This is a genomic window from Pantoea sp. AN62, from assembly GCF_050432985.1.
Taxonomy (GTDB): domain Bacteria; phylum Pseudomonadota; class Gammaproteobacteria; order Enterobacterales; family Enterobacteriaceae; genus Pantoea; species Pantoea brenneri.
Genome location: NZ_JBNPYB010000005.1, coordinates 227,375 through 241,426, shown reverse-complemented (window position 1 = coordinate 241,426; position 14,052 = coordinate 227,375). Strand labels below are relative to the sequence as shown.

Sequence of the window (14,052 nt, the reverse complement as noted above, 5' to 3'; positions counted from 1 at the left end):
GTAAAAATTTATTCGCGCTCTTTACAATTGGTGATTATTCGACAGCCATCAGCCGCCGGTACTCATCCCAGGCATAGAGATCGGTCATTCCGCTAATATAATCCTGAATCAGACGAAAACGATAATATCGCTCCCACAGCAGGCGCTCATATTTATGTTCCACCACCAGGGTGCGCATTTTATGCAGATAAGCTTTACGATGCTTGCCGGAAAGTTTATGAAAAAGCCGGGTCTCAATCGGATGGTGCCGCAGAAAGTCTTCATTTATCAGCGTGGTAAACGATTCATAATTGAGCAGCATCAGCGGCTGATAAATTTCCAGTAATCCCTTAATAACCCGATATCCCTGTAATTCCAGCTGCTCGACTTCGGAATGATTAAATACCTGCTGGCGCGCCACCGTTTTGAACAACTGCAACAAACGGCCCTCTTCGCCATCATCTTCCAGCAAGGCATGATTGAAATTACCGTCAAATATGGCGGGCAGATTATCAACAAAACGCTTCACTGCATAGGTCACCAGCACGCTCTGAACATTTACGCGTAATGACATAAAGAATTGATCGCTACGGCTGCGGCGCTTTTTACTGCAGGCCTCACGCCAGGCTTCGCCGATGGTACGGCTGAAAGCGTCATTATTTTTCACCGGCCCCCAGGCTTTATTGAGAAACTCATACAAACTCTCAACATTAAATATATCTTTTTCTACAGCGTCGTCCAAATCGGCAATGCAATAGGAGATATCATCGGCGGCTTCCATTATATAGGTCAGCGGAAAGCGATGGTGCTCTGCCATATTGGTCGCGGCGCGCAGGTCGCTAATATAGTCCTGCTCGGAGAGATAAAAGCCCGGCTTTTTCATTAACACGCTGAATTCGGCGGGCTTCTCGCCCTGCCACCAGGCGGGCGCGGTATATTTAAGAATGCAGGCAACCTGCGAGTAGCTGAGGTTAAGTTGCAGCAGCGTATGAACCATACGAATCGCCTGCGCATTGCCTTCAAAGTGGCACAAATCCTGTCGAATCATCGCGTTTAGCTGATCGAAGGCGCGGCGTTGCGTCTCGCCTTCTACCCCCGCCACCAGCGGATCAACCAGTTCAGCCGGCAGATTATCTTCAAACCAGTCGTTGATCGCCGCCTCACCAAAATGCCCGAACGGGGGATTCCCCACGTCGTGCATCAGACAGGCCATCTCAATAAGGCTCTCAAACGCGCCTTCCAGCTCGTCCAGTCCATATTGCGCCAGTCCGCCCTGCATTTTCAGGGTCTGCAGGATCTCCTTGGTGATATAGCGTCCGGTCTGCTGCACCTCCAGCGAATGCGTCAGCCTTGAACGCACCGCGGCATTGCGCTCCAGCGGAAACACCTGGGTTTTTTGCTGCAAACGGCGAATCGCTGCGGAGTTAATAATCCGTCCACGATCGCTCTCGAAGTGGCGGGTAATGTAATATTCCCCCTCCGGATCTTTTCGACTGGTATAAGGGCGCGAGAAGCTGATCTTCTTCCTGAAATTGATCGCTGACATTCATTACCCCTTATTTTTTGGTGAATTAATCCCCTGTTAGCCATGGTAGACTATGCCTTAAATTATGACTTTTTACATTAGCGGGACTCACTATGAAAGCAGGCATTATTGGTGCGATGGAGCAGGAAGTTACCCTGCTGCGCGACAAAATCGAAAACCGTCAAACTTTATCGCTGGCTGGCTGTGAAATTTATACCGGCACCCTGAATGGCGTTGAAGTTGCGCTGTTGAAATCGGGCATTGGCAAAACCTCCGCCGCGCTGGGTACCACCCTGCTGCTGCAACTGTGTAAGCCAGACGTGGTGATCAACACCGGTTCGGCTGGCGGCTTAGCGGCTTCGCTGAGCGTGGGCGATATCGTGGTATCAGAAGAAGTGCGCTATCACGATGCCGACGTCACGGCTTTTGGCTATGAGCCGGGTCAGATGGCAGGCTGCCCGGCAGCCTTTGTTGCCGACAGGGGTTTGATTGCAGCAGCCGAAGCCTGCATTAAGCAGCTCGATCTGAATGCGGTGCGTGGTCTGGTGGTGAGCGGAGACGCCTTTATCAACGGCGCCGAGCCGCTGGCGCGCATTCGTCAGCAGTTTCCACAGGCTATTGCCGTGGAAATGGAGGCCGCAGCTATCGGTCACGTCTGCCACCAGTTCCAGGTGCCTTTTGTGGTGGTTCGTGCCATTTCTGACGTCGCTGATCAGGCCTCGCATCTGAGCTTTGATGAGTTCCTCAGCGTCGCGGCTAAGCAGTCGTCGCTGATGGTGGAGAACCTGCTGGCGCGTCTGGCGCGTGGCTAAAACTCTGCTGTTCTGCTGGCTGCTGCTGATCAGCGGCAGCCTGCTGGCTTCCCCTCCGCGCGTTATCACCCTCGCGCCCCATCTGACTGAACTCGCCTTCGCCGCCGGCATTACGCCGATTGCGGTCAGCGCCTGGTCCGACTATCCGCCGCAGGCGAAACCGATTGAGCAGGTAGCCAACTGGCAGGGGATTAACCTCGAGCGTATTCTGCAACTGAAGCCGGATCTGGTATTAGCCTGGCGTGGCGGCAATCCGCAGCGACAGATCGACCAGCTGCAGCAGCTCGGGTTGAAAATCGAATGGATCGATCCGGTCACGCTGGATCAGATGATTGCCACACTGGAAAAACTGGCGCCGTGGAGTCCGCATCCTGAACAGGCAGTTAAGGCCGCGCAGCAGTTGCGTCAGCAGCAGGCCGCCCTGCGCCAGCGCTACGCTCACCTGCCGGTGGTGCCGCTGTTTTTACAGTTTGGTCAGCAGCCGCTGTTTACCGCCGCAAAATCGACCTTACAGAATGAGATCATTGAACTGTGTGGCGGCAGGAATATCTTTGCCGACAGCCGGGTCAGCTGGCCGCAGGTCAGCCGTGAACAGGTACTGATGCGGCATCCGCAGGCGATTGTGATCGGCGGCAGTGACCACCAGGCTGACAACGTCCGGACCTACTGGCAACCGCAGCTCAGCGTGCCGGTGATTGCGATTAATGATGACTGGCTCAGCCGTCCCGGCCCGCGCCTGTTACTGGCGGCAAAACAGCTGTGCGCTGCGCTGCATCCCGCACAAAAATCCAACTAATCGATTAAAGAAACAGCCTTTTTTGCCGTTAATCAAGATATGAGACGCGCGCGCCACGTATGCTCGCCGTCCTTTTTAGCGCTTAGCGCTTTTTGAACAACACCAGGAACTTTACATGACCAGAGCACTGCTACTGGCGATGGGGCTGCTGATCCCGGCGTACACGCTGGCGGGATCGGTCACCGGCTCTATTGGCGTCAGGCTTGTCATCTTTTCACGCTGTGAAATTCACAGTCCTGATGCGCAGGCTGTGCCGCAGATCGATTGCGGCAGACAGGCAAGCGCGCAACCGCGGGTGACACGCAGTGTCATTCAATCAGAGGGGAATCAGAGACGGAACCATCAGCTGGTAACGATAGAGTGGTAAACGAGGCCGTCAGGAAGACGGCCTGCGTCATCAGATACTGAAAGAAGAACCACAGCCGCAGGTGGTTTTCGCGTTCGGGTTAGTGACGATAAAACGCGATCCTTCCAGCCCTTCGGTGTAGTCCACCGAGCCGCCCACCAGATACTGCAGGCTCATCGGATCGACCACCAGCGAGACGCCCTGCTTCTCAATGGTCATATCGCCGTCATTCATCTGGTCATCAAAAGTAAAACCGTACTGGAAGCCGCTGCAACCCCCGCCGGTGATATAAACGCGTAATTTCAGCGCCGGGTTCTCTTCGTCGGCAATCAGGTTCTTCACCTTGGTGGCTGCTGCGTCGGTAAACTGCAACGGCAGTGCTGCTACATCATCACTCATGTTTTACTCCGCTAAACGTCCAGGTCAGAAAACGACCTTAATACCGCTATTATCTGCCAGCACCTCAGCGCAATCAAGCTCTGCCCTTCGCACTCTGTGCCGCTTTCACTAAGGTTAAGTATAGCGGCTGGTGAAACCGGCTTTCGTCTGCTGCGCCTCTTCCGTAGAATGGCGCGATATTTTTATGAACCGCTGGAGCCGAAAATGAGTAAGTCCGAACAACTGTTTGCCGAGGCACAACGCCTGATTCCGGGTGGCGTAAACTCGCCGGTACGCGCATTTACCGGTGTGGGCGGCGTTCCGCTGTTTATCGAACACGCCAACGGTGCCTACCTGTATGACGCCGATGGCAAAGCCTACATTGATTATGTCGGATCATGGGGCCCGATGGTGCTGGGGCACAATAACGCCGGGATTCGCAACGCGGTGATTGAGGCCGCTGAGCGCGGTCTGAGCTTTGGCGCACCAACGGAGATGGAAGTCACCATGGCGCAACTGGTGTGCGAACTGGTGCCGAGCATGGAGATGGTGCGCATGGTCAACTCCGGTACCGAAGCCACCATGAGCGCCATTCGTCTGGCGCGTGGCTTTACCGGCCGCGATAAAATTATCAAATTTGAAGGCTGCTACCACGGTCACGCCGATCATCTGCTGGTCAAAGCGGGTTCGGGCGCATTAACCCTCGGCCAGCCCAATTCGCCAGGCGTCCCGGCCGATTTCGCTAAGCATACCCTGACCTGCACCTACAACGATCTCGATTCGGTCCGCGCCGCCTTTGAACAATACCCGGAGGCTATCGCCGCGATCATCGTTGAGCCGGTGGCCGGCAACATGAACTGCATTCCGCCGCAGCCAGACTTCCTGCCGGGCCTGCGGGCGCTGTGTGATGAGTTTGGCGCGCTGTTGATCATTGATGAAGTGATGACCGGCTTCCGCGTGGCGCTGGGCGGTGCGCAGGAGTATTACAACGTCCGTCCTGACCTGACCTGCCTCGGTAAGATCATCGGTGGCGGTATGCCGGTTGGCGCGTTTGGCGGTCGTCGTGAGGTGATGGCGGCGCTGGCTCCGACCGGTCCGGTCTATCAGGCTGGCACGCTGTCGGGCAACCCGATCGCCATGGCAGCCGGTTATGCCTGTCTGACCCAGATAGCGCAGCCCGGCACCCATCAGACGCTGGATGCCCTGACCCGCAAACTGGCGACTGGCCTGCGTGATGCGGCGCAGCAGCAAAATATTCCGCTGGTGGTCAACCACGTTGGCGGGATGTTTGGCCTGTTCTTCACCGATGCTGACAGCGTGACCTGTTACGCCGACGTGACCCGCTGTGATGTTGAGCGTTTCAAAACTTTCTTCCACCTGATGCTGGAAGAAGGCGTCTACTTTGCTCCGTCGGCCTTTGAGGCTGGCTTTATGTCGCTGGCCCACAGCGAGGAAGATATTCAGCGCACCATCGACGCCGCACGTCGTTGCTTCGCGAAGCTGTAAAATGGGTATAAGACCGGCTGAGGCCGGTCTTTTTTAGCCTGAACGTCGCAGCAGCCAGATGAAGTAAGGCGCGCCGAGAAAGGTCGCCATCAGCCCGGCCGGAATCTGATCCGGAAACGCCAGCATCCGCCCGCACCAGTCCGCCAGCACCATCAGTCCCGCCCCAAGCAAGCCTGACAGCAGCAACTGCGGTAATGCCCGACGGAAGCCCAGCATCCGTGCCATATGTGGTGCCATCAATCCGACAAAACTCAGCGGGCCGATGGTCAGCGTGGCGCTGGCCGTCAGCGCGGCTGCCAACAGCAGCAGGCTGAGGCGGGCCGGGGTTAACGCCATGCCAGCTGAGCGTGCCGTGGCACTGCCGAGCGGCAGCAGCGTCAGCCAGCGGCTGGCCAGCGGAGCCAGCGCCACCAGCAGCAGCGCGCAGCCAGCGCTCTGTATCGCCTGGCTGGCACTGATATTGTAGGTTGAGCCGGAGATCCAGCTCAGCAGGCCGCCCATGCGCGGATCGCCACTGGCCAGCAGCAGCATCAGCAGCGTGACAAACGCGCTGTTCAGCGCCATCCCCGCCAGCAGCATCCGCTCCGGTGAAAAACCGCCACGGCTGGCCACCAGCATAATCACCATCAGGGTCAGCGCCGCGCCGATTGCGCCGGCTGGCAGCAGCCACATCAGCGCATCGCCGGGCACCAGGAACATCATCACCACCACACCACAGGCGGCACCGGAACTGATGCCAAGCACTTCCGGGCTGGCCATCGGATTGCCGGTCAGCCGCTGGATCAGGCTGCCCGCTACGCCCAGCATCAGGCCGGTCACCAGCGCGGCCAGTACCCGCGGCGCGCGCCACGGCAGCAGCTGATGGAGCATATCGCCCGCAGACCAGATCCAGCCCTGGGCATTGCGGCCAAACGCCAGGCCGCCCCACGCCAGCAGCGCCAGCGCCAGCAGGCCAGTCAGCACCCAGCGCAGCAGATGCTGGCGCTCGGCCGGAACGTTATCCCCCTGATCCAGCGCCGGTGGCACCGAACCGGTACGCAGCCGCGGCAGCAGCCACAGCAGAATTGGCACCCCCAGCAGCGCGGTGGCGGTACCGGTCGGAATCTCGCGCCAGTGAACGCTTAGCCACTGCACGCACCCATCCGCCAGCCACAGCAGTAGCGCGCCGATCAGCGGTGCCAGCAGCATGCGGCTGAGTAACCGCCGGCCACCCAGCAGCTTCGCCAGCAGCGGCGCAAACAGCCCGATAAAGCCGATAATACCGGCGGCATTAACCAGCTGTGCGCTGAGCAGGATCGCCAGGGTCAGGCCGCCAATTCGCGCCAGCGACAGCGCCAGTCCCAGATTTTTTGCCACGCCATCATCCAGCCCCATCAGCGTCAGCGGACGCAGCAGTGCCAGCGTCAGTAACAGCGCCAGCAGCAGACGCGGCCAGAGTTGCAGCACGTTTTCCCAGCTCATCTGATTCAGCGCACCGGTGCTCCACAGGAACATGTTCTGCAACTGGTCGTGATTGAAGATGGCGAAAATCTGGTTCACCGCGCCGCTGTAGAGACTCAGCACCAGGCCAGCCAGAATCAGGGTGACCGGCGACAGACGTTTGCGCCACGCCACGCCAAACACCAGCACGCCAACCACCACCGCCCCGATCAGGGCAGCAAACTGCTGGGTCACCGCGCCGCCGGGCAACTGCCACAAGGTCGCCACGGTGATGCCGAGCTGTGCGCCAGAGGAGACGCCCAGCGTGGTCGGTTCGGCCAGCGGATTACGCAGCACCTGCTGAAACAGCAAGCCGGCTAATCCCAGCCCGGCACCCACCTGCAGTGCCAGCACCAGCCTTGGCAGCAGGCTGTAGTGAAATACCATCTGCGATACGTTATCGGTGGCAGGCGACCACAGCGCCTGTGACCACTGCGCCAGCGGTAACGCCTGCTGCAGGTTAACCAGCGTCAGGCCAAGCGCCAGCAGAAACAGCAGGCTGAGCAGCGCCGCAGGGAACAGAGCATGGCGCATCAGTGCGTCTCCAGCGCGCGTTCCAGCACGCGAACAAAGTGCAGTGCCGACAGCGTCGCACCGTAATACCAGACCGCCGGTACGCGCTGAAAGCGTCCGGCACGCACAAACGGCAGCGACTGCCACAGCGGGCTGCGCATCAGCTGCTGCATATCTGCCTCGTTATCATGATCAAAGCAGATGACATCCACATCGCCCAGCGGGGCCAGTTGTTCGATCCCAACCACCGCACTGCCCCAGAAGTTAGTTTCGCCCTGCCAGCCATTCTTCAGGCCCAGCAGGGTCATGATTTCAAGAAACAGGCTGTTTTTACCGAAGGTGATAGCATGACGGCTGTCGAGCAGCGACATCAGCAGCAGCGTCCGCCCGGCGTAAGGTGCCAGACGCTGACGCGCTGCGGCCAGCTCGCTGTCGACCGCGCGCAGGTGCTGCTCTGCCCTGCGGCTCAGCCCCAGCTGCGCAGCCAGCTGACGTAACGAGGCGCGCGCGGTGCTGAACGGTTTACCATCACCGCTGTTGAGGTCGAACCCCATAATCGGCGCGATGCGCATCAGTTTCTCTTTTGAAGGGCCGTAGCCATTGGAGCAGAGGATCAGCGAAGGCTGCATCTGCGCCATCAGCTCAAGGTTCGGTTCGGTGCGCAGGCCGACGTCAACCACACCGGCGGGCAGTGACGGCTCACCGACCCAGATGTTGTAATTGTGGAGATCCGCGACCCCATAGGGCGTAACGCCAAGCGCCAGCAGCAGTTCGGTGGGTAACCACTCCAGGGCAATAATGCGCGACAGGTCGGGCGTGGCGGCCTGCAGCGGCAGGCTGCGGAGCAACGGGGCAGCCGCCAGTGCCAGCATCAGCCGACGGCGTAACAGATCGGGCATGAAGCCATCCTTAGTAGACAAAACTGACCGGGGCACCGCCCTGCGGGTGCGGTAAAATGCCCATCGGGATGCCATATATCGTCCCGAGCACCTCAGCCTGCATCATCGTCTCTGGCCCGCCTTCGGCGATCAGTGCACCCTGACGCAGCGCCACCAGATGATCGCAGTAGCGCGCCGCCATGTTGATATCGTGCAGCACCGCGATGACGGTCAGCCCACGCTCACGGCTTAGCGTCTGAATCAGCGCCAGCACCTCAACCTGATGGGCGATATCCAGCGCGGAAGTCGGCTCATCCAGCAACAGACAGCGGCTATTCTGCGCCACCATCATCGCCAGCCAGGCGCGCTGACGCTCGCCGCCCGACAGGCTGTCGACCAGACGCCCGGCAAACGCCTTCAGTCCGACCCGTGCGATGGCGTCATCCACCCGATCGCGATCTTCCTGACCAAAGCGCCCCAGCGCACCGTGCCACGGGTAACGACCAATCGCCACCAGCTCGCGAACCGTCATCCCTTCCGCGGCGGGCAACTGTTGCGGCAGATAGGCGACCTGACGGGCAAAGGCCTTGCTGTTCCAGCGATCAACCGGCTGCTGGTTGAGCAGCACCTGTCCGGCGCTGGCGCGATGATGCCGACCCAGCATTTTCAGCAGCGTCGATTTGCCTGAGCCGTTATGGCCGATCAGCGCGGTGACCTTGCCTGGCGGAAAGGTCAGCGACAGCGGTTGAAGGAGGGTACGGCCCGGCACCTGGAAGCTGGCGTTATCCAGGGCAAAGGTCACGTCTTCTGCGTGCGGATACGACATGGTAATCCCTGTGAACGGGCGCCGCAGCGCCCGGCTAAATCAAAATCTGAAGGTGGCGGTGCCGACAATCTGGCGTTCCGCGCCCCAGTAACAGGCGTAGTCACGATAGCAGCTGGCAACATACTCGCGGTCAAACAGGTTGTTGACGTTGACGCCGACTGACGAACCGGGCAAACCGAAGCGAGCGAGATCATATTTCAGCGCGGCGTCGACCGTGGTGTAACCGGCAACCTTAAAGTTCTGGTTCGAGAGTCCAGCAGCGCTATTAGCTGGGGTCTCAGCATACAGCCCCTGGCTTTCCCCCACGTAACGAACTCCGGCGCCGATTGTCACCCCTGACAGGGCGGTTTCGTGGAAGGTGTAATCACTCCACAAGGAGGCCATATGCTTCGGTACCTGTACCGGCGTTTTGCCTTTCAGCAACGTGTCTTCGGTATATTCCGCATCAGTGTAGGTGTATGACGCGGTCAGGTTGACGTTAGCGTTGAGCGCCGCTTTGGCTTCCAGTTCGACACCGCGCGACCGGATTTCACCACCCTGTACGCTAAAGAGAACGTTGTCAGGATCGGCGGTCAGGTTTTTGGTTTTGGTCAGCTGATAAACCGCGGCGGTGAGCACGACCGGACGATCTTTCGGTACGTATTTCACGCCAGCTTCATACTGCTTAGCCCGCGACGGGTCAAAGGCTTCGCCGTTTAACGTTGAACCGGCATTAGGAATAAAGGCTTCGCTGTAGCTGAAGTAAGGCGCGATGCCGTTATCAAACACATAATTCAGGCCGCCGCGCCAGGTGAAGGCCTGATCGTTTTGCCGATCGACACTCTTCGTCACCCGATCGTAGACGGAGTTCATGGCGTAATCATAGCGGCCGCCAAGGGTCAGTACCCAGCGATCCCACTCCATCTGATCCTGCAGATATAAACCGGTCTGACGCTGCTTATCCAGATGTTGATAAGGCTGGTCATAGGGGGTCACGCTGTCGTTGCCATATTGCGGATTGACCGCATTCAGACTGGAAGCCATACCAAACTGGGCATCAATATCGTTACGGGTCCGCTGGAAGTCCACCCCCAGCAACAGCGTATGATCGAGCTGGCCGGTGGCGAATTTCGCCTGCGCCTGGGTATCGACCGCAAACTGATTGAGCTTCTCTTCAGAGACCGCCGAACCGCGCGTGATTTGCTGGGTTTCCGGCAGGAAACCGTTGCCATAAATACTGCGGTAATCGGTACGCAGGTCGGCATAGCGCAGGTTCTGGCGCACCGTCCAGGTATCGTTAAAGCTGTGCTCGGCGTTATAGCCGACCATTTTGGTGTTACGCGAAATCTTATTGCTCTGTTCGCCTTCATCAAAATTGGTCGGCAGCTTGTACTCGCTGCCGTCGGCACGGGTAATCGGCACTACCGTGCCCTGACGCGGCAGCCAGCCGTAATAGCCGGTTTCAGGCTCGTTCTGGAAATAGGTCAGCAGATCAACGCGGGTGCGATCATCCGGACGCCAGCTGAATGCCGGGGCGAGGGTGTAACGCTTCTCTTTGTTCATCGCCTGCTGCGCATCCTGACTGCGCGCCTGGCCGGTCAGACGGTAGCTGTAGACGCCGTCATCATCCAGCGCGCCACCAAAGTCAAAGCCGGTCGAGAACAGGTTATCGTTACCCATCTGAAACTGAACTTCACGCAGCGTTTCCTGCACCGGCCGCTTGCTGACCAGCGCGACGACCCCGCCAGGGTTGCTCTTGCCGTATAGCACCGAGACCGGCCCGCGCAGCAGCTCCGCGCGCTCCAGGAAGTAAGGATCGATAGCGAACTCAGAGTAGTTATCGCCCTGCAGTTTCAGGCCATCCAGATACTGGTTGGTATTGGTTTCGCTAAAGCCGCGAATCGACAGCGCATCAATCACGTCAGAGCTGCCGCGGTTCCCGGTCAGCACGCCAGGCGTATAGTTAAACGCCCCTTTGACGCTGGTGACGTTACGCATCTCCATCTCTTCACGCGTCACTACGGAAACCGACTGCGGATTTTTTTCAATCGGCGTATCGGTTTTGGTGCCGGTGGCACTCTGTTTCGCCGCAATGGTCGGCGCAGGTCCCCATGCGCTTTCGCCCGCCACGCCAGCGCCGCCGTCTGCTGACACCACCAGGGTCTCTTCCGCGAACAGGTTGCTGCTCAGGCTGGTCAGCGCCAGCGCAATCATTATTGCCAAAGGCTGGCGGTAAAAGTGTTTCTTAGTACAACAAACTGAAGTCGTTCGCGCATTCATAAAGGTGTCTCTTAGCTATGAAGGATGTGCAGGCGAATCGAAACGATAATGATTATTATAACGGTCGAATAATATGCGAAACGATGTCGCGACTGCAAGGATAAATCCCAGGCGTGACGCCGTTTGCAGCGCGATTAACCGGTATTGATCAGGCACAAAAAAAGGGCGCCGAAGCGCCCTTTTTAACCAGTCTGTAAAATTATTTACCAAACATATCTTTTATCCATCCCGCTACGCCGTCGCTCTCTTTCTGCTCCTGCGGTTGCTGGGAAGGTTGCTGCTGCTGTTGCTGCTGTTGCTGTTGATCAAACAGCTGTTGCTGCTGCTGAACCTGTTGTTGCTGTTGCTGACACAGCGCATTCGGGTCCAGCGCCCACACTGGCAGCGAACGCCAGGTGCTGCTGCCGGTGCCGCAGACAAAGTTACCGGCCGAGTCGATATTCATCAGCGACACATCTTCCGGTGGCGTCAGCTGCAACGGCATAGGCGCCTGGTTGTCGAGGTAACGACGATAGAGCTGCATCGCCCCGCTGGCGCCGTACAGTTTGGTCGGCTGGTTGTTATCCCGTCCAACCCAGGTGATCGCCACTTCTTTGCCATCGATACCGGCAAACCAGCTGTCGACCAGATCGTTGGTGGTACCGGTTTTCCCCGCCAGATGTGCATTCGGGAATCGCGCGCCCAGCGCACGTGCGGTACCGTGATCGGCCACCTGCTGCATGGTGTAGAGCGTCAGGTAAGCGGCCTGAGCCGGCTCAACGCGCTGCGCCTGCGGATAGCTCTGATACAGCACGCTGCCATCTTCAGCAATCACCGAGCGCACCGCCGACAGCGAGGCGCGGTTGCCACCGCTGGCGATCGACTGGAACGCCTGCGCCACTTCAACCGGCGTCAGGTTTAACGCCCCCAGCAGCATCGCTGGCACCGGGTGCAGCTGCTCTTTCGGCACGCCCAGCTTGTTCCAGGTATCGACAACCGCATCCAGACCCAGCGTCATCCCCAGGTTAACCGTAGGCACGTTCATCGAGTTGGTCAGCGCATCCACCAGCATCACTTTCCCGCTGAAGCGACGATCGTCGTTCATCGGTTTCCAGACGCTGCCATTCGGCTGTTTCAGCGCGATGGGCTCATCGGCAATCCAGCTGTTAAGACGATAGCTGTTCGGCTGGCTCAGCGCGGTCAGATAGGTGGCCGGTTTTGCCAGCGAACCGATAGAACGACGCGCCTGCAGCGCACGGTTATAACCGGCATACTGCGGATCGGCACCGCCGACCATGGCGCGCACTTCGCCGCTGAAGCGGTCAACGACTACCATCGCGGTTTCCAGATCCTTCAGGCCACGCTGTTTTTTCAGCGTCGGAATGCCGTCGATTACCGCTTTTTCTGCCGCATCCTGCGAGACCGGATCGAGGGTGGTGAAAATCTTCACGCCGGAGAGATCTTTCACCTTGTCACCGAGCTTCGCCTGCAGCTCATTACGCACCATCTGCATAAAGGCTGGCTGCGGCGTAATGACTCCGCCTTTAGGCTGTACGCCCAGCGGACGCGCCGACAGCATGTCATACAGCTCCTGGTCGATCACTTTCTGCTGCTGCAACAGGCGCAGCACCAGGTTGCGGCGTTCCAGCGCCAGTTTCGGGTTACGCCATGGGTTATAGAGCGAGGCTCCTTTCACCATGCCGACCAGCATCGCCTGCTGATCGAGGCTCAGCTCATCAACCGGGCGACCAAAGTAGTAGAGGCTGGCCAGCGGGAAACCGCGGATCTGATCGCTGCCGGCCTGACCGAGATAAACTTCGTTCAGATAGAGTTCCAGAATGCGATCTTTGCTGTAGCGCGCATCCATGATCACTGCCATATAGGCTTCACGCGCTTTACGCCACAGCGAACGCTCGTTGGTGAGGAACAGGTTTTTTACCAGCTGCTGGGTCAGGGTACTGCCGCCCTGCACCGCTTTACCGGCGGTGATGTTGGCGAGGAAAGCGCGACCAATCGAATAGGGGCTGATGCCGTCATGTTCGTAGAAGTGGCGATCCTCGGTGGCAATCAGCGTATCGACCAGCAGATCCGGGAAGCCGGCGCGCGGTACAAACAGACGCTGTTCGCCATTTGGCGACTGCAGCATGGTAATCAACCGCGGATCGAGGCGGAAAAAGCCAAAATCACGGCCGGTTTCGAGGTTTTTAATCTCGCTCAGCTCATCCTTACTGAAACTCATGCGCGCGTGGATCTGCCCCTCTTTACTGTCGGGGAAATCGAACGGACGACGCAACAAATCAATGGTATTGCCTTTAACCGAAAACTCGCCAGGGCGGGTGATACGTGACACCTCGCGGTACTGGGTGCCCTCGAGCAGCGCCACCATTTCACTTTTGTTGTAGGCCATGCCCGGTTCCAGGCTGACCATACGGCCATAGACGGTAGCGGGCAGTTGCCACACTTTTCCGTCAATCCGGCTGCGAATTTCCGAGTCGAGGTAGACGCCCCATGCGGCCATCACCACAACAAACACCAGGAACAGCTTGATTAACCATCCCAGCCAACGGCGTTTGCCGCGCGGCGGTTTTCCACCTTTACCTTTACGTGGCACCGGCGCTTCCTCCTCGTCATCATTAAAATCATCCTGATCGATATCCTGTTCGATATCCCTGCGGCGTCCCCGGCGCGCACTGCTGCGCGGCGGCAACGGTTTACCTTTGCGCCCAATAGGTTCGCGATCGTTCCCAGACATTGCTTTTATTCTCCAGGCATAGCT

General features: G+C 58.4%; 11 protein-coding genes. 4 read left to right on the top strand and 7 right to left on the bottom strand.

The features are described from left to right. Positions 1 to 34: 34 nt before the first annotated feature. The gene (gene dgt / locus FHW04_RS08190; RefSeq protein WP_069728407.1) at positions 35 to 1,525 is read right to left on the bottom strand and encodes a dGTPase; all 1,491 of its coding nucleotides are present in this window, start codon (positions 1,523 to 1,525) and stop codon (positions 35 to 37) included. Between the two features lie 92 nt (positions 1,526 to 1,617). Between dgt and mtnN the strand changes: the two genes are divergently transcribed. The 3 genes from mtnN (at position 1,618) to FHW04_RS08175 (ending at position 3,479) form a co-directional block, all read left to right on the top strand. Further along, entirely contained in the window at positions 1,618 to 2,316 is a 699-nt protein-coding gene (gene mtnN / locus FHW04_RS08185) for a 5'-methylthioadenosine/S-adenosylhomocysteine nucleosidase (RefSeq protein WP_031375269.1), read from the top strand. After that, positions 2,309 to 3,112, top strand: coding sequence for a vitamin B12 ABC transporter substrate-binding protein BtuF (gene btuF / locus FHW04_RS08180; protein WP_069728408.1), 804 nt, complete (start codon positions 2,309 to 2,311; stop codon positions 3,110 to 3,112). Before mtnN ends, btuF begins: the two co-directional genes overlap by 8 nt. 115 nt (positions 3,113 to 3,227) lie before the next feature. Next, positions 3,228 to 3,479, top strand: coding sequence for a hypothetical protein (locus FHW04_RS08175; protein ID WP_031375267.1), 252 nt, complete (start codon positions 3,228 to 3,230; stop codon positions 3,477 to 3,479). Between the two features lie 30 nt (positions 3,480 to 3,509). On the opposite strand, the gene erpA is transcribed toward FHW04_RS08175, so the two are convergent. Then, entirely contained in the window at positions 3,510 to 3,857 is a 348-nt protein-coding gene (erpA, locus tag FHW04_RS08170) for an iron-sulfur cluster insertion protein ErpA (protein WP_031375266.1), read from the bottom strand. Between the two features lie 204 nt (positions 3,858 to 4,061). Here erpA and hemL point away from each other — a divergent pair, with 204 nt between their 5' ends. Further along, positions 4,062 to 5,342 (top strand): glutamate-1-semialdehyde 2,1-aminomutase, encoded by a 1,281-nt coding sequence (hemL, locus tag FHW04_RS08165; protein ID WP_046289220.1) that lies wholly within the window; start codon positions 4,062 to 4,064, stop codon positions 5,340 to 5,342. Between the two features lie 33 nt (positions 5,343 to 5,375). Here hemL and fhuB read toward each other — a convergent pair whose 3' ends face one another. The 5 genes from fhuB to mrcB all read right to left on the bottom strand — a co-directional run bounded on the left by fhuB (position 5,376) and on the right by mrcB (position 14,028). After that, on the bottom strand, positions 5,376 to 7,355 hold the full coding sequence (gene fhuB, locus FHW04_RS08160; RefSeq protein WP_094106274.1) for a Fe(3+)-hydroxamate ABC transporter permease FhuB: 1,980 nt from the start codon (positions 7,353 to 7,355) through the stop codon (positions 5,376 to 5,378). Next, complete coding sequence (gene fhuD, locus FHW04_RS08155) at positions 7,355 to 8,233, bottom strand: Fe(3+)-hydroxamate ABC transporter substrate-binding protein FhuD (RefSeq protein WP_046289204.1); 879 nt, start codon at positions 8,231 to 8,233, stop codon at positions 7,355 to 7,357. Before fhuD ends, fhuB begins: the two co-directional genes overlap by 1 nt. A gap of 10 nt (positions 8,234 to 8,243) precedes the next feature. Next, a complete protein-coding gene (gene fhuC, locus FHW04_RS08150) occupies positions 8,244 to 9,038 on the bottom strand; it encodes a Fe3+-hydroxamate ABC transporter ATP-binding protein FhuC (RefSeq protein WP_089561396.1) in 795 nt (264 codons plus the stop codon). 39 nt (positions 9,039 to 9,077) lie between these two features. Beyond that, the gene (fhuA, locus tag FHW04_RS08145) at positions 9,078 to 11,297 is read right to left on the bottom strand and encodes a ferrichrome porin FhuA (RefSeq protein ID WP_089561395.1); all 2,220 of its coding nucleotides are present in this window, start codon (positions 11,295 to 11,297) and stop codon (positions 9,078 to 9,080) included. A 199-nt stretch (positions 11,298 to 11,496) separates the two neighbouring features. Next, the gene (gene mrcB / locus FHW04_RS08140) at positions 11,497 to 14,028 is read right to left on the bottom strand and encodes a bifunctional glycosyl transferase/transpeptidase (RefSeq protein WP_069728412.1); all 2,532 of its coding nucleotides are present in this window, start codon (positions 14,026 to 14,028) and stop codon (positions 11,497 to 11,499) included. Between the last annotated feature and the right edge of the window lie 24 nt (positions 14,029 to 14,052).

Coding starts and splice junctions, on each gene's coding strand:
- mrcB (WP_069728412.1), bottom strand. CDS start 14,028: ATGTCTGGGAACGATCGCGAACCTATTGGGCGCAAAGGTAAACCGTTG.
- hemL (WP_046289220.1), top strand. CDS start 4,062: ATGAGTAAGTCCGAACAACTGTTTGCCGAGGCACAACGCCTGATTCCG.
- fhuA (WP_089561395.1), bottom strand. CDS start 11,297: ATGAATGCGCGAACGACTTCAGTTTGTTGTACTAAGAAACACTTTTAC.
- FHW04_RS08175 (WP_031375267.1), top strand. CDS start 3,228: ATGACCAGAGCACTGCTACTGGCGATGGGGCTGCTGATCCCGGCGTAC.
- fhuB (WP_094106274.1), bottom strand. CDS start 7,355: ATGCGCCATGCTCTGTTCCCTGCGGCGCTGCTCAGCCTGCTGTTTCTG.
- erpA (WP_031375266.1), bottom strand. CDS start 3,857: ATGAGTGATGATGTAGCAGCACTGCCGTTGCAGTTTACCGACGCAGCA.
- fhuC (WP_089561396.1), bottom strand. CDS start 9,038: ATGTCGTATCCGCACGCAGAAGACGTGACCTTTGCCCTGGATAACGCC.
- dgt (WP_069728407.1), bottom strand. CDS start 1,525: ATGTCAGCGATCAATTTCAGGAAGAAGATCAGCTTCTCGCGCCCTTAT.
- mtnN (WP_031375269.1), top strand. CDS start 1,618: ATGAAAGCAGGCATTATTGGTGCGATGGAGCAGGAAGTTACCCTGCTG.
- fhuD (WP_046289204.1), bottom strand. CDS start 8,233: ATGCCCGATCTGTTACGCCGTCGGCTGATGCTGGCACTGGCGGCTGCC.